The sequence below is a fragment of the Hymenobacter translucens genome (assembly GCF_020685205.1).
GTDB lineage: Bacteria > Bacteroidota > Bacteroidia > Cytophagales > Hymenobacteraceae > Hymenobacter > Hymenobacter translucens.
Genome location: NZ_JAJERB010000004.1, coordinates 232,301 through 258,391, shown reverse-complemented (window position 1 = coordinate 258,391; position 26,091 = coordinate 232,301). Strand labels below are relative to the sequence as shown.

The following is a 26,091-nucleotide window of genomic DNA, read 5'->3' as shown; positions in this document are numbered from 1 at the left end:
CAATTAATGACTGACATTCAGTACCTGACCTCTGCGGCGGCCGTGCAACGGGCAGCCGAGGTCCTGCATACCCGCCCCCGCCTGGCCGTCGACCTGGAGTTCGACGATATGCGCCACCGCTACGGGCGCAACCTGGCTTTGATCCAGGTTTTCGACGGCCAGACCGTGTACCTGATCGACCCGATTCCGTTGACCGACCAGGCCCGGGACCTGGAGCCGCTCTGGGCCGTGCTCCGCGACCCGGCCGTGGAAAAGGTATTTCACAGCTGCAAGTCCGACATCCTGCTGCTCGACGAGCTGTTCGGCGTGCACGTACGCAACATCACCGATACCAGCGTGCAGTACACGCTGCTGGCGGAGGCCGACAACAACATCTCCCTGGGCCGCCTGATTCAGAGCGAGCTGGGTTTGGAGGTGGACAAAGGCGAGCAGAAGTCAAACTGGCTGAAGCGCCCCCTCACCGAAGCCCAGAAGCTGTACGCCGCCAACGACGTGCTGTACCTGTTTGAGCTGGCCGACCGCCTGGCCGCCAAGCTGGAGGCCCTGGGCCGCACGCACTGGGCCGCCGAGGAAAACGCGGCCCTGGAGGAAGTGCGCTACTCCCGCGACGAGCGGCCTTACCTGCGCGTAGCCGGCAAGTACCGGATTCAGCACGACGAGCTGCCCCTGTTCCGCGACCTGTACATGCTCCGCGACCGGCTGGCCCGGGAGCTGGACCGGCCGCCCTACATGGTGTTTGCCAACGACCGGCTGCCCGAGCTGGTGCGCGAAGCCCCGCGTAGCCTTAACGACTGGAAAAATGCCCGGGGCCTGCACCCCGAGCTGAAACGCTCGCCCTACCTCGACCAGCTGGCCGCCCTCACGGAGCCCGGCACTACACCCGTCCCGGAGCCCCAGCTGCCCGCCGAGCAGCGCCGCTTCCCGTTCCGCCGCCGGTTGAGCGGGGAAAAAGCCGCCCGCGCCGACGCCCGGGAAAACCTGCTGATGACTTTGAAAACGCACATCACCACCGACATCAACGGCTACGTGGCCAACCTGGTGCTGTCGAACCGCCTGGTGGCGGACATCGTGGAGCAAGGGGCCGAGCAGGTGTTGCGGCCCTGGCAGAAAACCATCCTGCGCGAAACCGCCGAGCGGCACAAGCTGGATTACACCCTAGTGGCCGATCCGTTTTAGGATTCATTTTTAGATATAAAACGCAAAAGCGCCCGGTTTTAGCCGGGCGCTTTTGTTTGATTGTTCTGGCAAAGAGCCTACCCGTGGAACTGCGCTTCCTCCGTGGAGCCCACCAGGGCATTAGTGCTCGACTTGCCGGCTGATACCACGCTCTGCACGGCGTCGAAGTAGCCGGTGCCCACGAAGCTCTGGTGCTTGACGGCCTTGAACCCATGCTTCTGCAACTTGAACTCCCGCTCCTGCAACTCGGAGTAGCCGGCCATGCCCCGCTCCCGGTAGGCCCGGGCCAGCTCGAACATGCTTGTGTTGAGCGCATGGAAGCCGGCCAGGGTGATAAACTGAAACTTGAAGCCCAGGGCCGCCAGCTCCTCCCGGAACGTTTCCATCTGCTCCACGCTCAGCTTGGACGCCCAGTTAAACGACGGGGAGCAGTTGTAGGCCAGCAGCTTGCCGGGGAACTGCGCATGAATAGCCTCGGCAAACGCCCGGGCCTGCTCCAGGTCGGGGTGGGAGGTTTCCATCCAGAGCAGGTCGGCGTAGGGGGCGTAAGCCAGTCCGCGGGCAATGCAGGACTCGACACCGGGCCGTACCCGGTAAAATCCTTCACTGGTGCGGCCTTCTTCCAGCAGCACGAAGGGCCGGTCCCGCTCGTCCACGTCGGAGGTGATAAGGTCAGCGGCATCAGCGTCGGTGCGGGCCACGACCAGGGTGGGCACGCCCAGCACGTCGGCGGCGAGGCGGGCAGCTACCAGCTTGTTGATGGCTTCCTGCGTCGGCACCAGCACCTTGCCGCCGAGGTGCCCGCACTTCTTGGCCGAGGAAAGCTGGTCCTCGAAATGCACGCCGGCGGCCCCGGCCTCGATCATCATCTTCATCAGCTCAAACGCGTTCAGGTTGCCGCCGAACCCGGCCTCGGCATCCGCCACGATGGGCACGAGCCAGTGCACGTCGCCGTCGCCGGTCAGGTTCTGAATCTGGTCGGCCCGGAGCAGGGCGTTGTTGATACGGCGCACTACGCTCGGCACGCTGTCGACGGGGTAAAGACTTTGGTCAGGGTACATCTGACCGGCGCCGTTGGCATCGGCAGCCACCTGCCAGCCGCTGAGGTAGATGGCATTGAGGCCGGCCTGTACTTCCTGCACGGCCTGGTTGCCGGTAAGGGCGCCCAGGCCCGCCACGTACTCCTCGGTGTGCAGCAGCTGCCACAGCCGCTCGGCGCCCTGCCGGGCCAGGCTGTACTCGATGTGTACCGTATTCTGCAGCTTGACGACATCTTCGGCGGTGTACGGCCGCTCAATGCCTTTCCAGCGGGAGTTGGTCTGCCAGTAGTGGTTGAGGGCGGCAATTCGTTCGGACTTGTTCATGGAATGGAGGATTGAAGAGGATGGTGGTGGAAAAGGGTAGGCAAAGCGCGGCCAGGCTGGCTTGAAAACCGGCTTTTTTTAAGCTGCAAGAAATGGAAGTCGAACCGCTTCCCTCCTCAGCTGAGGAGGGAAGCTTCGTTCTTATGCCAACTGGTCGTAGGCCGGCACGGTGAGGAACTCGATGAACTGCTCACTGGTCACGAGACGGTCGAACAGGCGGGTGGCTTGCAGGTAGTGGCCCCGCTCGTAGCGCTCCTCGCCTACCAGCGCCCGGATTTTCTCGAGCTGGCCCGGTACCAGGGAGCGGTACAGCTCCACCGTCACGGGGCGGCCGTCGGTCAGGGTGGTGCCGGGGGTGTGCAGCCACTGCCACACCTGCGCCCGGCTGATTTCGGCGGTGGCGGCATCTTCCATCAGGTTGTAGATGGGCACGCAGCCGTTGCCACCCAGCCAGGCTTCGAGGTACTGAATGGCCACGTCGATGTTGAGCTTCAGCCCTTCCTCGGTAATAGTGCCTTCCGGGGCCCGCACCAGATCTTCGGCGCTTACCTGCACATCTTCGCGCAGAACGTGGAGCTGGTTGGGGCCGGGCATCAGCTCGTCGAAGACATTGAGCGCCACGGGTACCAGGCCGGGGTGAGCTACCCAGGTGCCGTCGTGGCCGTTGCGGGCCTCCCGGATTTTGTCCTGGCGCACTTTCTCCAGGGCCTGCTCATTGGCCTCGGGGTCGTTCTTGATGGGGATCTGGGCGGCCATTCCCCCGATGGCGTGCACGCCGCGGCGGTGGCAGGTCTGAATAACCAGCTGGGAGTACGCAGCCATGAACGGCACGGCCATGGTCACCTGGGCGCGGTCGGGCAGGCGGAAAGCGGGGTTCAAACCCAGTCGCTTGATGTACGAGAAGATATAGTCCCAGCGCCCGCAGTTAAGGCCCGCCGAGTGCTCCCGCAGCTCATAGAGGATTTCGTTGAGCTCAAACGCGGCCGGCAGGGTTTCAATCAGCACGGTGGCCTTGATGCTGCCCTTCGGCACTTTCAGCGCCCACTGGGCAAAGCCGAACACGTCGTTCCAGAGGCGGGCTTCGAGGTGGCTTTCAATCTTGGGCAGGTAGAAGTACGGCCCCGAGCCCCGGGCCAGCAGCTCGTGGGCGTTGTGAAAAAAGTACAGCCCGAAGTCGAACAGGGAGGCGCTGATGGGCTCACCATCCACCAGTACATGCTTTTCCACCAGGTGCCAGCCCCGGGGCCGCACGATAAGTGTGGCGGTAGTTTCGCTTAGCCGGTACTCCTTGGCCGGCGTGCTCACGGAGATGGTGCGGCGCACGGCGTCGCGCAGGTTGCGCTGCCCCTCCACCACGTTGGTCCAGGTGGGCGAGTTGGAGTCCTCCAGGTCCGCCATAAACACCTTGGCGCCGGAGTTCAGCGCATTGATAATCATCTTCCGGTCCACGGGGCCGGTTATTTCTACCCGCCGGTCAAGCAAATCTTCCGGGAGCGGGGCCACCGTCCAGGGCTTTTCCCGGATCAGGCGGGTTTCGGGCAGAAAGTCGGGCAGAATGCCGGCGGCAAAGTCCCGCTGCCGGGCTACGCGGCGCTGCAGCAGCTCCCGGCGGGTGCGGTCAAAACGGCGCTGCAGCTCGGCTACGAAGGCCAGGGCGGAGGGTGTCAGGATTTCGGCATACGCCGGGTGGTATTCCCCAATGATTTTAACGCGCTCGGGCGTCAGATAGGTGGGCGGCGGGGCCATAACGTTGGGCTCGGTGAAAAGCATACTACGAGTGGTTGTGGTGGAAGACTGGCGTGTGGACCAAACGTACTTAAGCGAATTTTAACAAACAAGCGAAAATTCGCTAATTTTTTAAAATCGCTATTAGCGCGTAGTTTTACCACTTCGGCTGGGCTTTACCCGCCACCATTTTTTCCTCCCCTGCCCGTGCCGGATTTGTGTGTCTTACGTCGGGCTGGCCGTTTCATTGAATTCAAATTCCTTCTCTATGCTTAGTCACGGCCAGGTAGTCCGGCTCATTTTTGGCCTTAAGCTGCGTGAGCTGCGGCAGGAGCGCGGCTTCACCCCCGCTGAGCTGGCCCGGGCCTGCGACGTATCCGTGTCGTATCTCAACGAGATTGAGAAAGGCAAGAAATACCCCAAGGCCGACAAGATTCTGGGCCTGAGCAAGGTGTTGGGCGTAACCTACGACCAGCTCACTTCCCTAACCCTGAGCCGGAAGCTGGAGCCGATTTCGGAGCTGCTGCAGTCAAACCTGCTCAAGGAGTTTCCGATGGACATGTTCGGGCTTGACCCCATCCGCATCGTGGAGCTGATTGCCGACGCCCCGGCCAAGATGAACGCCTTTATCAGCACGCTGTTTGAAATTGCCCGCAACTACGAGATGCGGCAGGAGCACTTCTTTCTGGCGGCGCTCCGCTCCTACCAGGAGATGCACGACAACTACTTCGAGGAGCTGGAGCAGGACGTGCGCACCTTCACAGTGGAGCAGAAGCTGACGGCCACCGCTCCGTTCGACACCGCCCAGCTGGCCCGGGTGCTGACCGACAAGTACGGCTACACCGTGGACCGCGAAACCCTGGGCCAGCACCCGACGCTGAGCCGGCTCCGGTCGGTCTTTCAGCCGAAAAGCCGCCGCCTGCTGCTCCGCCCGGGCCTGACTACGGCCCAGGAAGCCTTTGTGCTGGGGCGGGAAGTAGCCTTCAACTACCTGCGCCTCAAGGAACGCCCCTACGTGAATGCCACGTTTCCGGTCCGATCGTTTGACGAGGTGCTCAACAACTTCAAGGCCTCCTACTTTGCCGTGGCGCTGCTGATGGAAGAGGAAAGCCTGGTGCGCGACCTGCAGAAGCTGTTTGCCAACAAGAAGTGGGACCCGGCTTTGCTGCTGGGGCTGATGACCAAGTATGACGTAAGCCCGGAGATGTTCATGCAGCGCCTGACCAACCTGCTGCCGCGCCATTTCGGCCTGCAAAGCCTGTTCTTTCTGCGCTTCGACCAGAACATGGCCGCCGGCCCTTACGTGCTGACCAAGGAGCTGCACCTTTCCCGCCTGCACAATCCCCACGGCAACGAGCTGAACGAGCACTACTGCCGCCGCTGGATTTCCCTGCGCCTGATTGCCGAGCTGCGTCAGCAAACCACCGAGGCCCCCAACACGGCCATCGGCGCCCAACGCTCCCACTACTTCGGTACCGACGACGAGTACCTCTGCCTGACCCTGGCCCGGGCGGGCACCGCCACCGAGCCGGCCGTGAGCGTAACCGTAGGCTTGCTCTGCGACGACAACCTGCGCCAGAAGGTGCGCTTTATCGACGACGTGAGCATCCCGCTGAAGGTGGTCAACGAAACCTGTGAGCGGTGCCCGATTCCCGACTGTGAAGTCCGCTCGGCCCCGCCGGTTGAAATCGAGCGGCAGCAGCGCCGCAAAGAACTCGAAGCCTCCGTAGCTGCGCTGGTCAACGGGTGATTTTTAATGGGTGGATTGTGCGGAAGGTCAGAATGTCCGTTTGCTTTACATGGACATTCCTTTCAAAGCCAACGGTATTCGGATAGCGGACAGACCGGAATGGCTTCCAAAAGGAAATGACCTTGCCCCGCAGCCCGTTTACATTTCACCACCACCCCTGTTTGCCACGTTCTGCTCCGTTCCCACTCCAGGCCATTTCTCACCTTAGCTCCTTAAGACCATGACTTCCGCAAAAGAACAGTTCGACCGGCAGGCGGCGCAGTACAATGCCCAGTGGAACGCGTGGACCGAAACCTCGCTGAACTGGCTGCTCGACCACGCCGACTGCCAGCCTACCGACGTGGCCCTGGACGTAGCCACCGGCTCGGGCTTCACGGCCCTGGCGTTTGCGCCGCATGTGCAGTCGGTGGTTGGGCTGGACGTATCGACGGGCATGCTGGCCCAGGCGGCCCGGCAGCAGCAGGAGCGCGGCCTGACCAACGTGACGTGGCTGGAAGGCGCCGCTGAGGCCCTGCCGTTTCCCGACGCTGCATTTACCCTGGTCACCTGCCGCATTGCGCCCCACCACTTCCTGTCGGTGCCCGCGTTTCTGGCCGAAGTGGCCCGGGTGCTGCAGCCTGGGGGCCGCTTGCTGCTGGCCGATACCACCGTGCCCAACGACGCGCCGGAAATCAGCCGCTGGCAAAACCACATCGAGCTGCTGCGCGACCCCTCGCACCGCCGCAACCTGGCCCCGCAGGAATGGCGGCAGGAGCTGGAAGCTGCCGGCCTGCGGGCGCACACGGTGGAGCCCATTGCCGGGGAAGCCCGCGTAAACCTGGCCGACTGGGCTGCCAAGTCCGGCTGCACCGCCGAACAGCTGCAGGCGCTGAAGACCGAGTTTGCCAAGGCCCCGGCCGGCGCGGCTGAAGCCTTTCAGATTCAGCAATCGGCCGATGAGGTTACTTTTGTGTGGCAGCGCGTCGTTGCCAAAGCCACTAAGGGATAGTAACCACTTTATTTTGCCCCAGTCCACTTCGTCTTCCTCCCGCCGGCTCTGGCGCCGCGTGGCCGTCGCCCTGGTTTTGCTGCTGCTGGTGCTGGGTCTGGGCGCGCTGTACGGGGCGTGGCGGGTGCTCTGGAAGCCCAACGTAGCACCCTCGGCCTTTGGCCCCGCCTACCTTTACATCCGCACGGGCTCGTCGTATCAGGCGGTGCTTGACTCGCTGGAAACGCACGAGCTGCTCGTCGAGCCCGGTACGTTCCGCTGGCTGGCCGGGCAGCGGCAGTACCCGGCCCACGTGCGGCCCGGCCGGTACTTGCTTACGCCTGACCTGGGCAACGACGCGCTACTGGATATGCTCATGCAGGGCCGGCAGGACACCGTGGCCTTTATGCTCAACGCCTTTAAGTACAAGCCCCAGCTGGCCCGGCAGGTAGGCATCCAGCTCGAAGCCGACTCAATCCGGCTGCGCGAGCTGCTGGCCGATAACCGCCGGCTGCTCCGGCGCTACCGGCTCGACACGACCACCATTCTGACGATGTTCCTGCCCGGGCCGTACCGCCTGCTGTGGGATACCTCGGCCGAGCAGTTTCTCGACTCGGCGGCAGCCGTCCACGGGCGGTTCTGGAACGCGGAGCGTCGCCGGCGGGCCGACTCGCTGAAGCTGAGCCCGGCCGAAGTGCACATCCTGGCCAGCATCGTGCAGCGCGAAACAGCCAAGCCGGAAGACAAGCCCGTCATTGCCGGCGTGTACCTGAACCGCCTGCGCACCCGGATGCGCCTGCAGGCCGACCCCACCCTGCTCTGGGCCATCGGCAACTTCGGGGTGCGCCGGGTGCTGAACAAGGACAAGCTGGCCGACTCTCCCTACAACACCTACAAGCACGCCGGCCTGCCGCCCGGCCCCATTACCTCGGCCAACCGCCAAAGCCTCGACGCGGTGCTGAAGCCGGCCGCCCACCGCTACTTTTTCTTTTGCGCCCGCCCTGACGGCAGCGGCTACTCCGACTTTGCCGAAACCTACGCCGAGCACCGCCGCAACGCCCGCCGCTACCAGCAGCGGCTCGACAGCCTGAAAATCCGGCGGTAGCAGGGACCTTGCGCCGCCCGGTACGCCCGTGTGAGCCGGGCTACCGACCTGCTGCTCAGGCCCGGTAAATGCGCCGGGGTGCGAGAGTTGTAGCGCAGGTTTGTTACTTTTACACCCTACTTCCGAAATCCTGCCTGCATGACGCTTCGCTACCTTTCTTTTGGTTTGCTCTTTTCTTCTCTTTCGGCGGCCGGGGGCGGCTTTCAGAACGGTCCCCAGGGCGCCCGCATTCTGGGTCTGGGCGGGGCCAGCACCGCGTATACCCGCGACGCTTCGGTTATCTTCTACAACCCCGGCGCTCTCGGCGGCCTCGACTCCCTGACGCATATCAGCGTGGGCGGCCTGGGCACGCTCCGGCCTACGTCTTTTCTGGGCACCAACTCTTTTCTGCTGGCTGAGCAGGAAACCCAGCCGTTTGCCGGCGGCTACCTGTACGCGACCCACTCGGTTACGGAAAAGGTTAGCGTTGGCCTGAGCGTGAATACGCCCTTCGGCTATGATACCCGCTGGCCCCTTAACTGGGAAGGCCGTAGCGTGGTACAGGAGTCGCGGCTGCGCACGGTGTTTGTGCAGCCCACGGCTGCCTACCGCATCAACGACAACTTCAGCGTGGGCGCCGGCCTGGTGTACGCCTACGGCGGCATCCGCCAGCAGCGCGGCCTGGGCCAGTACGACAACCCTGCCGCCGAGGCGGTACTCACCGGCAACGGCGGCGGTGCCGGCTACAACCTGGGGCTCTACGGCCGCACGTCCGAAGACTTGTCGTTCGGCATCAGCTTCCGGTCCCCGCTCACGCTGAAGATGCGCAACGGCGAGGCCACGTTCACCGGCGTAGCCGAGCAGGATCAGGTGGCTTACCCCAACACATCGGGGCTCAGCGCCGACGTGAAGCTCCCCGGCGCGCTATCGGTGGGCGTAGCCAACCAGCTGGGCAAGAAGACGCTTATCACCTTCGACTTTACCCTCACGGGCTGGAGCCGCTACGACTCCGTCAACTTCACCCTCGACAAAGCCACGCCGAGCCAGATCAAGAAGGTTCGCCGCTACGAAGATGCCATGGCGTTCCGGGTCGGCGGGGAGTACTCCTACTCCGATGCCCTGACGCTGCGCGCCGGCGTTACCTACGACGAAAGCCCGGTCCGCGACGAGTACATCAACCCGGAGTTTCCGGACGGCAACAAGCTGGGCGGCTCGCTCGGGCTGAGCTGGCGTTTGGCCGAGAAGATTTCCGTAGACGCCGGCTACTCGTTTGAAATGGCCGGCCAGCGCCAGGCCCGCATCAACCCCTCCAACTTGGGCAACCCCAACGTGAGCGGAATCTACCGCACCCAGGTGCACACGGCCGCGCTGGGCCTGTCGTATTCGTTTTAATCTTCTGACTGCCGGACCATCGTGCAACAACTTCTTGCTTCTGCTGCCCTGCGGGCAACTTTCCTGCTGGCCCTGGGCACTCTGGGCTTCGGCAGCTGTACGCCCGAACAGGACGTCCCTACTCCTTCGCCGGGCGCTGCCGACTTCAGCCGCTACGTAGCGGTGGGCGACTCCTACACGGCCGGCTTCAGCGAAGGCGGCCTCACGCCGACTTCCCAGCAGTACTCGTACCCGAACCTGCTGGCCCAGCAGCTGGCCAAGACCGGTCAGCCGGTGACGTTCACCCAGCCCACCCTGACTTCCGAGCAGGGCACCGGCTACCTGCGACTGGTCGGCTACACCGCCAACAACGTGCCCATCACTGCCCGGGTAAGGCCTGACCGCGGGGGCCGGCCGTTTTTTGCCAACGCCGCCGCCTGTGGTGGAGCCGACACCGTGTTTCTCTACCCCCGGTCGCAGACCACTCTCCCCCAGAACCTCGGGGTGCCGGGTATTCGCCTCACGCAGATTGAAACGATTGGCCTCGGCAACGAAGCCAACCTGAACCGGGTCGACCAGTTCAATCCCTACTTTGAGCGTTTGCTGCCGGCTGGCGACAACCGGACCTACCTGCAGGCCGTGACGGACGTCAGCGCCAACGCAACCTTCTTCACGTTCTTCATGGGCATGGGCGACGCCATTCCCTACGTGCTGAGCGGGGGCGAATGCGGCACCGTGCCGTCCATCAGCACGCTGAACGCCAACGCCAAAAAAATTCTGGACCGCCTCACGGCCGGGGGCCGCAAAGGTATTATTGCCCTGAACCCCGACCTGAGCGGGCTCCCCATTCTGAAGCAGGGCGCCCGGCGCGAAGTGCAGAGCCGCTTCCCTAATGACACTATCTTTATCATTGCTGCGCCGGCCAACTCCGTCCGGCAGGCGGGCGACAATGACTTTGTGCTTCCCAGCGGCCTGGCCCGCTTGGGCCGGGCCGAAACGGTGACCATGCCCGGTGGCGGCACCCGCACCGCCCGCTACGGCCTCGACCGCCTGAACCCGCTGGTGCGCCGCGACGTGCTCGACGAGTTCCAGTTCACCCGCATCAACCCGGCTCTCAAGGCTTTGAACACCGAGCTGATTCGTCTGGCAGACAACGTGTACAAGCTGCCTTATCTGGATCTGGAAGTGGCTTTCTTTAACAAGATTGCCAACCAGATTTCATTTAACGGAGTGCTGTACACCACCGAGCCGGTGCGCGGCAATATCTACTCCCTGGATATGTACTCGCTCACGCCCCGGGGCAATGCCCTGCTGGCCAACGAGTTTATCCGGGTGCTGAACACGACCTACAAGGCCAGCATCCCCTTCGTGGACCCCAACACCCTGCCGACCACGGCCCGCCCCTAAGCGGCCCGAACGGCAACCAAAAAAGGCAGCTCTGCGGGGCTGCCTTTTTTCGTCTGGACCCACTCCTACCGCGTTCGGGGCAAACGGTAGAGCTGCAGCTGAAACGGGTCCCGGGACGCGGCCCGCTGCCGGGACAAGGTGGCTCGGTAGCTCAGGCCGGTGAACTCGGAATGCTCCAGATAAAGCAGCGGAGAAGTCAGCATGGGCTCGGGCCAGACCTTCAGGGGCGGCTCCCGGCGCAGGGAGTCAAACCGGGCGACGTTCGTCACGTGCCAGTAGTTGTCGAGCAGCACGTAATCGTAGCCCTGTCGGGCCAGGGCCGGTAGCTGCCGCTCGTCCAGCACTACGGCCAGCCGGGTACCGGGCTCCAGAAACGGAGCTGCGCCCTGCCCGACCGTGCTGACGACGCCCGTCGCGCCCTGCTCCCGCAGCCAGGTCGCCACCCGGGGGTAGCTGCTGGGCGTGTAGGCGTAGATTTCGCGCTGAACCCTGATGACGTTGAGCAGAATGGCGCCGAGCACCACGATGAGCAGGCCCCGCCCCGGCACCAGCCGACGTACGCTCAGAAACGCAAGCACCCAGAACAGCGCGTACACCAGCAGCAGCCCCCGGGGTGCCTTCAGCAGCAGCGACATGCCTGCCAGAAACGCGTAGGCCCACCCGGCCAGGTAGCGCACCAGGTTGATGCGGCGCAGGTTGCCCAGCAGCTCCCGCCGCCACAGCAGGGGCACGGCTACCAGCGTGGCCAGCACCAGCGGCGACTCGAAATCCCACAAAAAGCGGGGGTAGTACAGCAGGTCGAGCTGAACCTTGTCGATGCGGCCGGCCGGGTTGGCAGCGCCTGGGTTGATGATGTTATAGTACACTGCCGGCCAGCGGTGCCAGGGCAAGCCCCCGGCCACGCCCACCGCCCCCAGTACCACATAGGGCAGCAACAGAATCAGCCCGACCCGCCACCAGCTGCCGCGCTGCCAAAGCTGCCCATCGCGCTGCCACAGCTCGAACACCGCCAGGATGGGCAGGATCAGCAGAAACTTGTAGTTGATGCTCAGCCCGGCCGCCACCCAGGCTACGCTGCGAAGCAAAGCAGCCTGGCTCGGCGCGCGCAGGCGCTGATAGTACGCCTGCAGCAAGCCCGTAAAAGCCAGCAGGCTCCAGGAGCTCATGGTAAAGTCGCGGCCCGAGAAAGTCAGAAACACCGAGGTTCCCATCAGCACCGTCAGCAGGCCGGCTTCGAGAGCAGGCAGCGCCGCTTCGCGCCGGATGAAAACAGCCAGCCAGCCCACGGCAGCCACCGCGACCAGGGCATTCAGGTACTGGAAGACGTGGAAGCTGGTCGTAAACCAGGCTACTGGGGCGTAGAGCAGCGAAAAGCCCGGGCTGCCGTGATGAAACAGGTTGCTGAGGTTACCGGCGGCCACTTCCCGCACAATCTGCCAGTTGCGCACCGAGTCGTAGTCGGGCAGGGCAGCGGCGGACAGCCCGTGCAGGCGCACGGCGGCCACGACCAGCAGCGCCGGGCCCAGCCAGGATATGGTGCGCAAAGCAGATGATTGAGGGGGCCGGGCCAACACGGCGGCAAGTAAGCAAGGATGCCGCAGAAAGAGTCTTAACGGATGCTGCCTTATACTTGCCGGATGCTTGCCAGCCTATTTCCCAACGTAGCTTTCTTTTCCTTATGCGCACGGTAGTTCAGCGGGTGCGCCACGCCAGCGTCACAGTGGAAGGGCGCATCACCGGGCAGATTGGTCCCGGCCTGCTGGTGCTGGCCGGTTTCGCCCCCGACGACGACACCGCCAGCCTCGACTGGATGGCCCGCAAGCTCGTACAGCTGCGCATCTTTTCCGACGAGGAGGGCAAAATGAACCGGAGCGTGCAGGACGTGGGCGGGCAGGTGCTCGTCGTCAGCCAGTTCACGCTGCTGGCCGATGCGCGCAAGGGCAACCGCCCCAGCTACATCGGGGCCGCGCCCCCACCCCTTGCCATTTCCCTCTACGAGCAGTTCGTGCGGATGCTGGAAAAGCTGCTGGGCCAGCCCGTGCCCACCGGCGAGTTTGGCGCCGACATGCAGGTCAGCCTTCTGAATGACGGGCCGGTTACCATTGTGCTCGATTCGCCGGTCGGTAAAATCTAGGACAGCGCGCTGGCTGTGGGGCCCGTGTTCCCGGTTTCTACCTTCAGCCCTTGCAGTGAGGAGCGCATCGGCAATTCCTAACCTGACTATCCTATGACAATCGAAGAAGCGCAGAAAACCGTGGATACCTGGATTCAGACCACCGGCGTCCGGTATTTCAACGAACTGACCAATATGGCCATGCTGACGGAGGAAGTGGGCGAAGTGGCCCGCATCATTGCCCGGCAGTACGGGGAGCAGTCGTTCAAGGAGTCGGACAAGGATAAGGTGCTGGCCGATGAACTGGCCGACGTGCTGTTCGTGGTTATCTGCCTGGCCAACCAAACGGGCGTAAACCTGACTGAAGCCCTGGCAAAGAACCTGGCCAAGAAAACCCAGCGCGACGCCACCCGCCACCAGCAGAACGAGAAGCTGCGCCAGCCCGACAAGCGGCCCAAGCCCGGCCTGCCCGAAAAGCCCCTGCTATAAGCCCTGCGCCAGCACCAGCCGGTCGTTTTCCCAGACTGGGAGCACGTGGGCATAGGTGTCGATCTGCATGCAGAACTCAAAGTCCTGGCTGGCCTCGAGGGAATTAAGGCGGCGCACGTGGGCCGACTGCAGCAGGTAAGCTGGTAAATCGGCCTGGGCCTGCTGCCAGAGGTGCAGGGCCGCCAGGGTAGCGTCGGAAGAGCTGATGTCAAACCCGTGCTGTAGGCGCGCGGCCAGGGCCCCGGCGAATACGGTGTCTTCGAGGCAGAACTGGCCTTTCCAGCCGGCGCAGACCACCAACACGTCCCGCTGCTGGCTACGGATAAAGCCGGCCACGGCGCTCAGGTTCAGAAAAGCGCCGGCTACGATGTGCGCGGCTGCGTGGGAGCGGCGCAGGGCTGTGGTTCCGTTGGTGGTGCTGATGGCCAGCGCCCGGCCGGCATGGGGCCGGCCATCCGTTAGAAAGCTGAAGGGCGAATTGCCCAGGTCGAAGCCGGCGGCGGGCACCCCGTCCCGCTCGGCGGCCGTCAGGCAGCCCTGCTCCTGGCCCAGCGCGGCGCATTCGGGCAGCGTTGCCACCGGAAACACGTGGCTGATGCCTTCTCCCAGCGCGGTGACGATGGTGCTGCTGGCCCGCAGGATATCCACGATAACGGCAACCTTTCCGCGCAGGTCGGAAAGCGGCAGTAACTCGGGCGAAAAGCAGACGTCGATGGAAGGCATGAAGGGAATAAGGGGGATGTTGATGGTGGGCGTTGGAAGGGCCGGAAACAAGGAAGTGGTCAGCCTGACGCCCGACCAGCGGGTCGAACGTCAAACTCACCACTTCCCGGCTTCGCAGCCTGCTTATTTCACTTCTTCGGTGCCGGGCACGAAGGGCAGCTTCACCACCGTGGCGGGGAAGTTCTTGCCGCGAACCTGCACGAAAATCCGGCTGCCGGGGGTGCTGAACTCGGTTTTCACGTAGCCCAGGCCTACGCCCCTGCTCAGGCTCGGCGACTGGGTGCCGGACGTCACCTCGCCAACCGGCTCCCCGTTTTCATCGACCAGCGGGTAGTGGCTGCGCGGAATGCCGGGGCCATCGAGCAGGAAGCCCACGAGCTTGCGCTTTATGCCTTCCTCCTTCTGCTGCTTGATGGCGGCGGAGTTGGTGAACTCCTTGGTGAACTTGGTAATCCAGCCCAGGCCGCCTTCGAGCGGGGACGTGGTGTCGTCGATATCGTTGCCGTAGAGACAGTAGCCCATTTCCAGCCGAAGCGTGTCGCGGGCGCCAAGGCCGATGGGCTTGATGCCGTAGGCTTTGCCGGCCTCCATAATCCGCTCCCACACCGCTTTGGCGTGCTCGTTGGGCACATACAGCTCGAAGCCGCCCGCGCCGGTGTAGCCGGTGGCCGAGATGATGACGTCCGGGGCCCCGGCAAAGGTACCCTGCACAAAGGAGTAGTAAGGAATGCTTTTCAGGTCGGCGTCGGTCAGGCTTTGCAGCGCGTCGGCCGCCTTGGGGCCCTGCACGGCAAACAGGCTGATCTGGTCGGATACGTTTTCCAGCTCGGCGCCGCCGGTGTTGAACTGCTGAATCCAGTTCCAGTCCTTGTCGATGTTGGAGGCATTCACGACGAGCATGTAGTCCTCGTCGGCCAGCTTGTACACCAGCAGATCATCGACGATACCGCCCTCGTGGTTGGGCAGGCAGGAATACTGGGCCTTGCCGTTGGTGAGCTTGCTGGCGTCGTTGGACGTGACGCGCTGAATCAGGTCCAGGGCCTGGGGGCCGCGCACCCGGAACTCGCCCATGTGGGATACGTCGAAGATGCCGACGGCCCGGCGCACGGTGTGGTGCTCTTCTAGGTCGGAGGAGTAGCGCACCGGCATGTTGTAGCCCGCGAAAGGCACCATCTTGGCACCCAGTTGCTGGTGCACATCGTTGAGGACTACGGTTTTGAGTTCTTCGGCCATGGGAGTTGAAATGCGGGAAAGTTGGGGTGGGCGGGAAAAGGTCAGGAAAACGTTTTTACGGCTTCGGAGTACAACAAGCACGACGGTCGGCGGTCGGCTTCCGGAGGTAAAGCCGGAAAGGACGCCGGGCGCTGAGCCGCCCGGCTGAAACGCAGCCGGGATGAGCGGCGAAATTAGCTAATTCTCCCGGGCAAGCCACGCGCCCCGGCCGGCTCCCTGGTTTGGACTGCCGGTAAAGCCGGCCTATTTTCTGACCATCCGGCCCGCCACCCCGCGCCTGATAGACTGAGGACATGACCCACGACTCCAAACCCGATTTCACCGAAGCGCTGATCAAGCACCTGGGCTTTAAAAGCAAGCTGCGTTCCTTTCTCTACGGCAGCCCAATGGCCGAGGCGCCCATCCGCGACCCGCTGCAGTGCTCGTTCGGCAAGTGGCTGCAGCAGCCGGTGCAGGACCAGCTTCGCCCCTTCCCCGACTTTCTGGAGCTGGAGCGCGTACACACCCTGATTCACCAGGAAGCCAATAAGCTCATGGACCTGTACCAACGCGGGCAGGCCGAGCGGGCCCGGGAAGGCTTTCCGGCCGTCGAAAAACTGGCGGACCGGGTAACCCGGCTGCTGCACCAGCTGCAGGAGCAGACCCGCTAACTTCTTCTTTTTATCCCTGGGCACCTGCCTATGAAACTGAAGCTTTCTACCAAACTCTTTGCTGGCTTCCTGGCCATTTCCCTGCTGTTTGCGGTGGTGGTATTCATCAACTACCAGCTTTCGCGCAAGGTGCTGCGCAACTCCCAGCGCGTGGAAACGTCGCAGCAGATTACGTCGGATGGCACCACCCTGCTGCGCAACATCATCGACATGGAAACCGGCTTCCGGGGCTACCTGCTCATGGGCAACGAGCAGCTGCTCGACTCCTACTACGAAGGCGAGCGGGAGCTGCTGAGCCGGTTTGCCCGCCTCCGCGAAAACCTGGAAACCGGCTCGGAACAGTACGAGCGGCTGGTGCGGGCCCAGCGCCTGTACCAGCAGTGGGCCGCCTACACCCACCTGCTCATCAGCGAGAAGCGCGAAGCCCGGCGGCGCGACCCCAACCACATCGGCATGGAGGGCCTGGAGCACCGGGTTCTGAGCGACAACATGACCGGCAAGCAGCTCGTGGACCAGATCCGCATCCTGTTCGAGGCGTTCGACAGCACCGAGTTCCGCAACCGGAACCAGCTGCGCGAAAAGCTGGCGGCAAGCATCAACCAGACCCGCTTAATCTCTTTAGGGCTCACCGTGACGGCCATCATCCTGGGGCTGGCCTGGGCCATGTACATCACCCGTCTGATTGCCCAACGCATCAACCGCATGGTGGGACTGGCCACCCGCATTGCCGGCGGCGACTACCAGACCAGCATCCAGGACACCGACCAGGACGAGCTGAGCGAGCTGGCTTCGTCGCTGAACGTGATGGCCAGCACCATCGGCTCGAGCTTCACGCAGCTGGAGCGCCGCAACAAGGAGCTCGACCAGTTCTCCTACGTGGTGTCGCACGACCTGAAGGCCCCTCTGCGCGGTATTGAAAGTGCTTCCCGCTGGATTGAGGAAGACATGGGGCAGGAGCTGCCGGAGCACATTCGCGAGTTTCTGGTGCTGATGCGCACCCGGGTGCACCGCATGGAAAGCCTGATTACCGGCATCCTGGACCTGGCCCGGGTGGGACGGGTACAGCAGGCCACCGAGCGGGTAAACGTGCGGGAGCTGCTCACCGAAATCGTGGACTCCCTGGCCCCGCCCGAAGGATTCCGGGTGCAGCTGCCCACCTACCTGCCCACCCTGTTTACCCACCGCGTGCAGCTCCAGCAGGTGTTTACCAACCTTATCAGCAATGCCCTGAAGTACCATCATCAGCCCGAAAAAGGAGCCGTGCGCATCTCCTGCCGGGAAGACCGGCAGCAGTACATCTTTTCTGTGGCCGACGACGGCCCTGGCATTGCGCCCGAGTACCACGAGCGGATCTTCGTCATCTTCCAGACGCTGACTGAGCGCGACACCCTGGAAAGCACCGGGGTAGGCCTGGCCATCGTCAAGAAAATCGTGGAGCGGCAGGGCGGCAGCATCCACGTGGAGTCGGAAGAGGGCAAGGGCGCCACATTTGTATTTACCTGGCCGAAAGAGGAAAGCCTGGCCATGCTGAAGCGCGGAGCGGCCGTAGATACTCCTCAGGTGGCCTAAGCTGTCAGTTTTGCGTATACCCCCACAGAAACCTTCTGCCCCGCCGCGTTTCCTTTCCGAACTGTATGTCTTCTGACCTTCATCAACCCAGTATTCTGCTCGTCGAAGACGACCAGATGGATATTATGAATGTGCAGCGTGAACTGCGCAAGCACAACATTACTGTCCCCCTCCACATTGCCCGCAACGGCCGCGACGCCCTGGGTATGCTGCGCGGTGAGGGCGGCCAGACCCGCATCGACAAGCCCAGCGTGGTGATGCTTGACATCAACATGCCCCGCATGAACGGCCTGGAGCTGCTCGAAGCCCTGCGCTCGGACCCGGAGATGGTAGGACTGAACGTGTTTATCATGACCACCTCCGACCTGGAAACCGACCGCCTGAAAGCCCGGGACCTGGCCGTCAGCGGCTACATCATCAAGCCCCTCAACTTCGACAAGTTCGGTGAAGGCGGTTCGACCGTCGACGGCTTCAGCCTTTTCCTCGACCTGCTACAGCTCAAGGAAAGCTAGTTTTGCATCTGCTGCAGTATGGGTTCCGATACCACCCGCCTGAGCAGTAAGCAAAATCTTCTGTTATAAAAGCCCCGGCGTATGCGTACGCCGGGGCTTTGCTGTTGAAAAGGGCTTCGGTATCACCCAGGACGGCTGACCTATTACCGCTACCAGTACGCTTGCTCCGCGCTTCCGTCACTCCTCTCACAGTAGCCGGAAGCCCATGCGGTGGTGGGGAGTGGGGCCGTGGGTGCGGATGGCGTCGCGGTGCCGGCCGGTGGGGTAGCCGGCGTTCTGCTCCCAGCCGTACTCGGGAAACTTGGCCGCCAGCTCCCGCATCCGCTCGTCCCGGAACGTTTTGGCCAGAACTGACGCGGCAGCAATGCTTTGGTAGCGGGCGTCGCCCTGAATCAGACAGCAGTGCTCCAGGCTGGGATAGGGCTTGAACCGGTTGCCGTCCACAATCAGAAACTCGGGCGCTACGGCCAGCGCGGCTACGGCCCGGTGCATGGCCAGGTAGCTGGCGTTGGCGATGTTGATGGAGGCAATTTCATCGGGCGAGGCTTCGGCCACGGCCCAGGCTACAGCCTCCCGGCAGATTTGTGCCCGCGCCAGCTCCCGGCGCCGGGCCGTCATCTGCTTGGAGTCGTTCAGATAGGCGCAGGCGAAATCGGGGGGCAGGATTACGGCGGCGGCAAATACGGGGCCGGCCAGGCAGCCCCGGCCGGCTTCGTCGAGGCCCGCCTCGCGGGGCCGGCCCGAGTAGGAAGCAAGTAGCATAGCCGGCAAAGCTACAACCCGCCGGCAGCCGCCCCGCCCCCGAACGCAAAAAAGCCTCCCCGGCCGCAGTGCGACCGGAGAGGCTTTTTCTGGTTGGGACCAAGTCCCGGGCTATTTAGTGGCGGCCGGCCGTGGTACCGGTTTCCGGACCATCCGGCTCGCCGCGGCGGTGGCCCTGCTTGTCGCGCGGACCATCATCCATGGAGTCTTCTTCGTCGGTGGTGATGTACACATTGGTGGTCGGGCCAAGGCCGCCGGTGTTCTGCTGCAGCTCGGCTTCGGCCTGGGCGTGCTTGAGGTTGAAGAGCGGGTCACCGGGCTGAGGCTCGGGGTTGGACTGGTTTTTTGGTTGATTGGCCATAAGGGGTGCGGTGCGGGCCGGGATGTTTGCGGCCTTCCCTGATTGGTACGCACCGGCGGCGGGCAGGTTTTGGGCACGGCTTCTGTGCGTGACTCCTCCCGGCTAAGGCAAACGGCATAAAAAAGGCCGCTACTGAATCAGTAGCGGCCTGAACCGGCGCCGTCCGGTAAAAACTAAAATCCACCCTACTCACTACCGGGACGGCGCGACGCAGCAGAAGTATTCCTTTCCACAGACTTCCACTGCGCTGGTCTTTATTACTGATACAAAAATACTCTCCCTCAGGGGCTTAGTTTCAACTTTTGGATGAACGGCAGGATTTACTCGCCGGAAGCTGGCTTCTGCGCTGCGAATGAAAATAGCCCGGCGCTACGCTTTACCTTTGTGCCGCACTTATTCTGCTATCCATTTTATGCCTCACGTGCCCGGCTTCCCCTTCGACGAAAACCACAACCCCTGGCAGGTGCTCAGCACCGAAGTCCGCTACCAGAACCCCTGGATCAGCGTGCGGGAAGATCAGGTGATCAACCCGGCGGGCGGACTAGGCATCTACGGGGTGGTGTCGATGAAAAACAAGGCCCTGGGCATCGTGCCGGTGGATGCCGAGGGCAACACCTGGCTGGTGGGCCAGTACCGCTACCCGCTTAACGAGTACTCCTGGGAGATTCCGATGGGCGGAGGCCCGGTGGAGCTCGACATCCTGGAATCGGCGCGGCGGGAACTGCGGGAAGAAACCGGCCTGAGCGCCGCCCGCTGGACCAACATTGCCCGCCTGCACACCTCCAACTCCGTTACCGACGAAGAAGGCTTCGTGTTTCTGGCCGAAGAGCTGACCCCGGGCGAAACCGAGCCCGAGGAAACCGAGGACCTGCGCCTCTGGAAGCTGCCCTTGGCCGAAGCCGTCCGCATGGCCATGGACAACCGCATCACCGACGCCATCAGCGTGGCCGGCCTGCTGAAAGCTGAAAAAGTCTTGGCCAGCCGCTGATTTCAGCTGAGCAGTAGTGCGTTCAGCAAAGGGCCGGGCTTTTCAGGCTTGCTAATCTTGTGTATTTTAGAGGTGCGAACCCGGAACCGGGGCGCACTACGAGTTCTACGCTACCTTTGTCGTATGCCTGGTTTGCTTCGTTTTATTGGTCACCGGCTCTACACTACCTGGAGCACCTTCTGGTTTGTGCTGCCCTTCGTGGTCACTTACCCCCTGCAGCTGGTGCTGGTGCGCAAGCCGGCCTGGCACCGCCACCTGCACCAGCTAAACCGCAGCTGGTCGATCTTTATCATCCGCATGTGGGGCATGCCGGTGGACGTGGTCATCAAAAAGCCCCTTCCCCCGACCCAGCCCTGCGTGTACGTGGCCAACCACAGCTCTTACATTGATATTCCTCTGCTGTTCAAGGCTATTCCGGGCTTTCTGAACATTGTGGGCAAAAGCTCCCTGGCGAAAGTGCCGCTCTGGGGCCCCATCTTCGGGCAGGTCTACATTACCGTGAACCGCGAAAGCGCCGTGAGCCGGGGCCGCTCCATCGTGCAGGCCCGCAAAAGCCTCGCCGCCGGCCGCTCGGTCGTCATCTTCCCGGAAGGTACTATCTCGACCAAGCCCGGCGAAGAGATGCTGCCGTTTAAGGTGGGCGCCTTTCAGCTCGCCATCAGCGCCGGAGTACCGGTAGTGCCGGTTTCCATGCCCCTGAACCACCGTTTCCTGCCCGATGTGGAAGGCTCCCTGCGGGTGCGCTACTCCCCGCTCCGGGTGGTGCTGCACGAGCCGATTCCGACGACCGGGCTTACCCTGGAAGATGCGGATGCCCTCAAGCAGCAGGCCTACAACGCCATTGCCAGTGAGTTTCGGCCCGAGGACGCCGGCATCCCCGAGGCTTCCCGCCTGCCCCGGCCAAACCTGCGCCACAAAGCGGCCCGCCAAGCCCAGCGGGCCGGCTCCCAGCCCCTTCCCTCTTCTTCCGTCTCTTAACGTTGCTTTCCCTTGAGTACTGACCTTGCCACCCTGCGCAAACTGGCCCACCTGTCCCGCCTTGAATTCGATGCTACCAAAGAGCAGCAGATGCTCGGCGACCTGAACAAGATTCTCGACTGGGTAGAGCAGCTCCGTGAGCTGGATACCACCGACGTAGAGCCGCTGGTGCACCTTTCGCACGAAATCAACGTGCTGCGCCCCGACGAGGCCCTGAACTCGGTGACGCACCAGGAAGGCCTGCGCAATGCCCCGCGCAAGGACTCCGACTATTTCCGCGTACCGAAAGTACTGGAATAAGGCTTGGCGCTCCTCCCCGCTTCCCCCGCCCGCTCCCCCTGGCGCGGGCCCCTGGCCGGTCTGGCCGTGCTGGTCCTGCTCGCCTTTGCCCTGGCCCTGTTTCACTACGCAACCGGCGCCGACCGCACCCTGCCGCTACAGGCTACCTCCCAGCTAACCCCGGTTCCGGTGCCGCTGACGCCCGTCCGGATCGGGCTGGCCGAACTGCCCCTGCAGGTCAACGGCTACCTTATCACCCAGACCTACGACGTGGCCGGGCCCTACGTGCAGCCCGAGGCAGCCGCTGTTTTCCTGCTGATTCTGGCCGGCTGCCTGGCATACTTCCTGGCCGCCATTACTGCCTTGCCCCGGATGGCGTTTGTAGCCGGCATGGCCCTGGTCATCTTTCTGCTGATGTCGCTCAACACCGACCAGCTCGGTATTTTCAGCGCCCAGCAGCAGTATTTTCTTTTGCTTTCCCTCCTCACGCTGGGGCTGCCGGCCTACGTGTTCCACGCTTTCTGGACCGACGTTCCGCTGCTCCGCCGCCTGCTGGCCTTTACGGGCCTGATTGCCGCGCTGAGTGTCCTGATTTTTCTGCAAAGCGGCTTTCCCGCCGACATTACCGTGCTGCACCTGGCCGCTTACGCTACGTACGCCGGGGCAGCTGCCGTGGCTCTGCTGGTAGTCTGGGTCGCCATTGAGAATATCCACGGGCTGCTTTGGTTTAATACCCAGGCCGAAAACCCCGGCAGCCGCTTTGGCCTGCTGCCGTTCGTGCTGGCCAGCGGCCTGTACCTGGGCATACTGCTGCTGTACTTTCTGAATCAGGGTGAGCTATTCATCCTGCCCGGCCTGCGCTTCGACCCGTTGGTGCTACTCTTGCCGGCAGTGGTTATCGGCTGGCTGTTTCTGCCCCGGCGTGCCGCCTCGTATGGGGCGTGGGTGCCGTTCTGGCCGGGGGCGGCCCACTTGTACCTGGCCGTGGCTGGCCTGGCCCTGGCGGCCCTGGGCTACGCCTTTGCCAGCTTCAACACCCCGTTGATTGACGCGGCCCGCAGCTTTACGGCCTGGGCATTACTGGCCATCGGGGCGGCCTTCTTCCTGTATATCCTGCTAAACTTTGCCCCCCTGATCAAGCAGCGGCTGCGCGTGTACCGGGTGGTGTTTGAGCCCCGGCGTTTTCCGTTTTATGCGGCCTACCTGCTGGGCATAGCCGGATTGTTTCTGATTATCTACCGCTACAACTTCGCCCTCACCGACCAGGTAAGCGCGGGCTACTACAACAACCTCGGTGACCTGGTGCGACTGCAAAGCGAGCAGCAGCCGGACAACGAAGGCTTGGCGCTGCTGTCGGAGCGCTACTACGCCGAGAGCGACGTGCTGGACCGCTTCAACCACAAGGCCAGCCTGGGCCGGGCGGCCCTGTACCGGTTTCGGGGGCAGCGGCAGAACGAGATTAACGTGCTGCGCCGGACCCTGCGCCGGGAGCCGTCCGAGCGGATTTCCCTGCGCCTGGCGGCTTTGTTCAACGAGCAGGCCGACTTCTTCGACCGCCTGGATGTGCTGCGGGGCGGTATCCGCGACGCACCCGACAGCGCCCCGCTGGCCACCAACCTGGCTCAGCTGTTTGGCCGCTCGTTTCTCACCGATTCCATTGCCTATTACCGCGCCCGGGCCGAAGACGCCTCCCCTGACGACCCGGTGTTGCGCGTCAACCAGCTGGCATACCTGATCCAGAGCGGACAGCTGCCGGCCGCAACGGAATTTCTGAAAGGGCAGGACGCCGATGAGCCCGCCCTGCAAAGCAATGCCCTGCTGTTAGGTCGCCTGCTCCGTCAGCCAGGCCCGGCCCAGGCCGACGTACCACCCAACCACGACCTGGACCTGCCGGCATTTGGGCGGCTCTACCATACCGGCCTGCACCAGGTAGCGGCACGCGACACCAGTATGCTGCCCATGCTGGCTACGCTTTCGGCCCGGCCCGGCAACGAGGCCTACTTCGAACAGCTGACGCTGCTGCGAAGCCTGCTGCTGCACTATGGGGGCCGCCCCGTGGAAGCGCAGGCCCTGCTGCTGCCCCTGCTGGGCGGCAACAACACACCCAGCGCAGCCTACTACCAGCAGATGCGGGGGCTCTGGCTGCTGGAGCAGCAGCAGTACACCTCGGCCGAAGCCCTGCTGGCCCGGGCCGTATCCAACGGCTTTACCACGGCCGCGCTGCCCCATGCCTACTCCCTGGCGCTCACCGCCCGGCCCGATTCCGCCAAAGCCGAGGCCCTGCGGGCTTCCAAAGAGAAGGATATGCCCGTAGTCAGGCAGGCGGTGGGCCTGCTCACTATTCTAAATCTTACGCCCCAGCAGCTGGCTCAGGTTCCCGACTCGGCCAGGGCGCAGTACCTGGTGCTGCGGGGCGGCAGCTTCTATCCCGAAAGTCTGCTGGCCCAGGCTACCGCCATTCAAAGCCCGGCGGCCCGGGAGGCGGCGCTGCTGGCCCAGGTGCCGCGGGCACTGCAGGCGGGTCAGCTGGCTGCCGTAGCCGAAGTCATTCAGCGCTTTGCCCCGGCGGCCCGCACCCGCTCCGCTTCCGCCTCGGCCTGGAACGTGCTGCGGGGGCACTACCTGCTCCAAGCCAAGCTGCCGGCTGAGCTCGACAGGCTGCTCAGCCAGGGCTACTTCGGCCCGGCCGCCCAGCCCGAGCGACTGTACTTCCGTGCCGCCCTGGCTGAGGCGCAGAACCGCCCCGACGAAGCCGGCCGGCTTTACCAGCAGCTGAGCTTTCAGGCACCGTTTCAGGAATCGGGTATGCTGGCCGGGGCCGACTTCTTTGCCCGCCGGCAGAATCCTCTCGAAGCTTATTCCATCCTGCTGCGGGGCATTGAGTACGCGCCAGAATCAGTGCCGATGCTCCGGGCCCATGCCTTTGCGGCGGTGCAGGCCGGCCTGCGGGAGTACGCTGCAACGTCGGTGGAGAAACTGGGTACTTTGCTTGCCCCGGCCGAATACGCTACCTTTCTCGCCCAGTACGACCAACGGCGCGCCGCTCAGGCTGCGGCGGCGGCCTCCTGGCAATAACTTAGCTTTGCTATGCTGCCCCCCGTCATTGAAACCAACGATATTTCCAAGATCTATCAGATGGGAGCCGAGCGGATTCACGCCCTGCGTTCCGTCACTATCTCTATTCAGCGCGGCGAGTACGTAGCCTTTATGGGCCCTTCGGGCTCGGGCAAGTCCACGCTGATGAACATCGTAGGCTGCCTGGACACGCCCACCGGCGGCACTTACGTGCTCAACGGGCAGGACGTGAGCAACATGTCGGACAACCAGCTGGCGGAGGTACGAAACAAAGAAATCGGCTTCGTCTTCCAGACCTTCAACCTGCTGCCCCGGGCTACCTCGCTCGACAACGTGGCCCTGCCGCTCATCTACGCCGGCTACGGCAAGAGCGCCCGCCAGGAGCGCGCCCTGGAGGCGTTGCGCAGCGTAGGCCTCGCCGACCGGGCCAAGCACCGCCCCAACGAGCTGTCCGGTGGTCAGCGCCAGCGTGTGGCCATTGCCCGAGCCCTGGTAAACGACCCCAGCATTATCCTGGCCGACGAGCCCACCGGCAACCTCGACACCAAGACCAGTCACGAAATCATGGACCTGTTTGAGGCGCTCTACGCCAAAGGCAACACCATCATCATGGTAACCCACGAGGAGGACATTGCCCGCTACGCCCACCGCATCGTGCGCCTGCGCGACGGCCTCGTGGAATCCGACCTGGTCAACACCGATATTGCGACCCATCACCCCGCCGGCGCGTAGCTGCCGCACCCAAGAGAGTACGATGCCCCGGCAGCTTACTTTCCGGGATCCGGGCTGAAAATTTTGGCATTTGCCTGGCCGACTACAACAATTTACCTCGAACACGCTTTCAGCAGGTATCCTTTCCCCTTTACCTTCCGCACCCGCCAATGAAGATCTACACCAGGACCGGCGACCAGGGTCTCACTTCCCTCATTGGCGGTACGCGCGTGCCGAAGTCCAGCCTGCGCATCGACTGCTACGGTACGGTCGATGAGCTCAACTCCTACATTGGGCTGCTGCGCGACCAGGACGTGAATGCGTCCCGCCGCGACCTGCTCAAGGAAATTCAGGACCGCCTGTTTACGATTGGCTCTTCCCTGGCCTCGGACCCCGAGAAGTCGAAGATGAAGATTCCGGACCTGCACGCCGAAGACATCCGCCTGCTGGAACAGGAGATGGACCGCATGAACGAGGTGCTGCCGGAGCTGCGCGTCTTTATCCTGCCCGGCGGCCACCAGTCGGTTTCCTTTGCCCACGTAGCCCGCTGCGTCTGTCGCCGGGCTGAGCGGCTGGTCATCAGTCTGCAGGAAGACGCGTTTGTAGCCGAGCTGGTGGTGATGTACCTGAACCGGTTGTCGGACTATCTGTTTGTGCTGAGCCGGCAGATGGCCCACGACCTGGGTGCCGAAGAGGTTAGCTGGCGGCCCCGTATGTAAGCATTTTTATTTCCCTGATTGATTCATTTTCAGGACTTCTCAGTTAAAGGTCATATCTCCCACTTGCCGGTCAGCAACGGGCGGC

General features: G+C 63.3%; 24 protein-coding genes. 17 read left to right on the top strand and 7 right to left on the bottom strand.

Annotation, left to right across the window (positions count from 1 at the left end):
- Positions 1 to 6 precede the first annotated feature (6 nt).
- Positions 7 to 1,176 (top strand): ribonuclease D, encoded by a 1,170-nt coding sequence (locus LJY25_RS11270; RefSeq protein ID WP_227608441.1) that lies wholly within the window; start codon positions 7 to 9, stop codon positions 1,174 to 1,176.
- A 77-nt stretch (positions 1,177 to 1,253) separates the two neighbouring features.
- On the opposite strand, the gene aceA is transcribed toward LJY25_RS11270, so the two are convergent.
- Together aceA and aceB are read right to left on the bottom strand one after the other, a co-directional pair.
- Positions 1,254 to 2,540 (bottom strand): isocitrate lyase, encoded by a 1,287-nt coding sequence (gene aceA / locus LJY25_RS11265; protein ID WP_227608440.1) that lies wholly within the window; start codon positions 2,538 to 2,540, stop codon positions 1,254 to 1,256.
- Between the two features lie 141 nt (positions 2,541 to 2,681).
- Positions 2,682 to 4,310, bottom strand: a complete 1,629-nt coding sequence (aceB, locus tag LJY25_RS11260) for a malate synthase A (protein ID WP_227608439.1) — start codon at positions 4,308 to 4,310, stop codon at positions 2,682 to 2,684.
- 223 nt (positions 4,311 to 4,533) lie between these two features.
- Between aceB and LJY25_RS11255 the strand changes: the two genes are divergently transcribed.
- From LJY25_RS11255 to LJY25_RS11235, 5 genes are all read left to right on the top strand, one after another.
- The gene (locus tag LJY25_RS11255; RefSeq protein WP_227608438.1) at positions 4,534 to 6,015 is read left to right on the top strand and encodes a helix-turn-helix domain-containing protein; all 1,482 of its coding nucleotides are present in this window, start codon (positions 4,534 to 4,536) and stop codon (positions 6,013 to 6,015) included.
- Positions 6,016 to 6,235: 220 nt separating this feature from the next.
- Complete coding sequence (locus LJY25_RS11250; RefSeq protein ID WP_227608437.1) at positions 6,236 to 7,003, top strand: class I SAM-dependent methyltransferase; 768 nt, start codon at positions 6,236 to 6,238, stop codon at positions 7,001 to 7,003.
- A gap of 13 nt (positions 7,004 to 7,016) precedes the next feature.
- The gene (gene mltG, locus LJY25_RS11245; RefSeq protein WP_227608436.1) at positions 7,017 to 8,087 is read left to right on the top strand and encodes an endolytic transglycosylase MltG; all 1,071 of its coding nucleotides are present in this window, start codon (positions 7,017 to 7,019) and stop codon (positions 8,085 to 8,087) included.
- A 138-nt stretch (positions 8,088 to 8,225) separates the two neighbouring features.
- The gene (locus tag LJY25_RS11240) at positions 8,226 to 9,458 is read left to right on the top strand and encodes an OmpP1/FadL family transporter (protein WP_227608435.1); all 1,233 of its coding nucleotides are present in this window, start codon (positions 8,226 to 8,228) and stop codon (positions 9,456 to 9,458) included.
- Between the two features lie 21 nt (positions 9,459 to 9,479).
- Complete coding sequence (locus LJY25_RS11235) at positions 9,480 to 10,844, top strand: hypothetical protein (protein WP_227608434.1); 1,365 nt, start codon at positions 9,480 to 9,482, stop codon at positions 10,842 to 10,844.
- Positions 10,845 to 10,909: 65 nt separating this feature from the next.
- Here the strand turns inward: LJY25_RS11235 and LJY25_RS11230 are convergent, their stop codons facing one another.
- A complete protein-coding gene (locus LJY25_RS11230; RefSeq protein WP_227608433.1) occupies positions 10,910 to 12,388 on the bottom strand; it encodes a hypothetical protein in 1,479 nt (492 codons plus the stop codon).
- 134 nt (positions 12,389 to 12,522) lie between these two features.
- Here LJY25_RS11230 and dtd point away from each other — a divergent pair, with 134 nt between their 5' ends.
- The gene (gene dtd / locus LJY25_RS11225; protein ID WP_227608432.1) at positions 12,523 to 12,978 is read left to right on the top strand and encodes a D-aminoacyl-tRNA deacylase; all 456 of its coding nucleotides are present in this window, start codon (positions 12,523 to 12,525) and stop codon (positions 12,976 to 12,978) included.
- A gap of 93 nt (positions 12,979 to 13,071) precedes the next feature.
- Complete coding sequence (locus tag LJY25_RS11220; protein WP_227608431.1) at positions 13,072 to 13,446, top strand: nucleotide pyrophosphohydrolase; 375 nt, start codon at positions 13,072 to 13,074, stop codon at positions 13,444 to 13,446.
- Here LJY25_RS11220 and LJY25_RS11215 read toward each other — a convergent pair.
- Positions 13,441 to 14,169 (bottom strand): 2-phosphosulfolactate phosphatase, encoded by a 729-nt coding sequence (locus LJY25_RS11215; protein WP_227608430.1) that lies wholly within the window; start codon positions 14,167 to 14,169, stop codon positions 13,441 to 13,443. The two genes, LJY25_RS11220 and LJY25_RS11215, sit on opposite strands and share 6 nt — an antisense overlap.
- A 123-nt stretch (positions 14,170 to 14,292) precedes the next feature.
- Complete coding sequence (gene gcvT, locus LJY25_RS11210) at positions 14,293 to 15,402, bottom strand: glycine cleavage system aminomethyltransferase GcvT (RefSeq protein ID WP_227608429.1); 1,110 nt, start codon at positions 15,400 to 15,402, stop codon at positions 14,293 to 14,295.
- 293 nt (positions 15,403 to 15,695) lie between these two features.
- Between gcvT and LJY25_RS11205 the strand changes: the two genes are divergently transcribed.
- The 3 genes from LJY25_RS11205 to LJY25_RS11195 all read left to right on the top strand — a co-directional run bounded on the left by LJY25_RS11205 (position 15,696) and on the right by LJY25_RS11195 (position 18,133).
- Positions 15,696 to 16,052 (top strand): CZB domain-containing protein, encoded by a 357-nt coding sequence (locus LJY25_RS11205; RefSeq protein WP_227608428.1) that lies wholly within the window; start codon positions 15,696 to 15,698, stop codon positions 16,050 to 16,052.
- A 30-nt stretch (positions 16,053 to 16,082) separates the two neighbouring features.
- Complete coding sequence (locus LJY25_RS11200) at positions 16,083 to 17,621, top strand: sensor histidine kinase (protein WP_227608427.1); 1,539 nt, start codon at positions 16,083 to 16,085, stop codon at positions 17,619 to 17,621.
- Between the two features lie 65 nt (positions 17,622 to 17,686).
- Complete coding sequence (locus tag LJY25_RS11195) at positions 17,687 to 18,133, top strand: response regulator (protein ID WP_227608426.1); 447 nt, start codon at positions 17,687 to 17,689, stop codon at positions 18,131 to 18,133.
- A gap of 186 nt (positions 18,134 to 18,319) precedes the next feature.
- Here the strand turns inward: LJY25_RS11195 and LJY25_RS11190 are convergent, their stop codons facing one another.
- Both LJY25_RS11190 and LJY25_RS11185 read right to left on the bottom strand, forming a co-directional pair.
- Positions 18,320 to 18,895, bottom strand: coding sequence for a ribonuclease HII (locus tag LJY25_RS11190; RefSeq protein WP_227608425.1), 576 nt, complete (start codon positions 18,893 to 18,895; stop codon positions 18,320 to 18,322).
- Between the two features lie 115 nt (positions 18,896 to 19,010).
- Positions 19,011 to 19,256: a hypothetical protein gene (locus tag LJY25_RS11185; protein WP_227608424.1), complete on the bottom strand. Its 246-nt coding sequence runs from the start codon at positions 19,254 to 19,256 to the stop codon at positions 19,011 to 19,013.
- 412 nt (positions 19,257 to 19,668) lie between these two features.
- Here LJY25_RS11185 and LJY25_RS11180 point away from each other — a divergent pair, with 412 nt between their 5' ends.
- From LJY25_RS11180 to LJY25_RS11155, 6 genes are all read left to right on the top strand, one after another.
- Positions 19,669 to 20,244: an NUDIX domain-containing protein gene (locus LJY25_RS11180; protein ID WP_227608423.1), complete on the top strand. Its 576-nt coding sequence runs from the start codon at positions 19,669 to 19,671 to the stop codon at positions 20,242 to 20,244.
- A gap of 123 nt (positions 20,245 to 20,367) precedes the next feature.
- Positions 20,368 to 21,222 carry a lysophospholipid acyltransferase family protein gene (locus LJY25_RS11175; protein ID WP_227608422.1) on the top strand — a complete coding sequence of 285 codons (855 nt, stop codon included), beginning with the start codon at positions 20,368 to 20,370 and terminating at the stop codon, positions 21,220 to 21,222.
- A 12-nt stretch (positions 21,223 to 21,234) separates the two neighbouring features.
- Positions 21,235 to 21,522 (top strand): Asp-tRNA(Asn)/Glu-tRNA(Gln) amidotransferase subunit GatC, encoded by a 288-nt coding sequence (gene gatC / locus LJY25_RS11170; protein ID WP_227608421.1) that lies wholly within the window; start codon positions 21,235 to 21,237, stop codon positions 21,520 to 21,522.
- 3 nt (positions 21,523 to 21,525) lie between these two features.
- Positions 21,526 to 24,576 carry a tetratricopeptide repeat protein gene (locus LJY25_RS11165; protein WP_227608420.1) on the top strand — a complete coding sequence of 1,017 codons (3,051 nt, stop codon included), beginning with the start codon at positions 21,526 to 21,528 and terminating at the stop codon, positions 24,574 to 24,576.
- A 12-nt stretch (positions 24,577 to 24,588) separates the two neighbouring features.
- Positions 24,589 to 25,308, top strand: a complete 720-nt coding sequence (locus tag LJY25_RS11160; protein ID WP_227608419.1) for an ABC transporter ATP-binding protein — start codon at positions 24,589 to 24,591, stop codon at positions 25,306 to 25,308.
- A gap of 149 nt (positions 25,309 to 25,457) precedes the next feature.
- The gene (locus LJY25_RS11155) at positions 25,458 to 26,006 is read left to right on the top strand and encodes a cob(I)yrinic acid a,c-diamide adenosyltransferase (protein WP_227608418.1); all 549 of its coding nucleotides are present in this window, start codon (positions 25,458 to 25,460) and stop codon (positions 26,004 to 26,006) included.
- Positions 26,007 to 26,091: the final 85 nt, after the last annotated feature.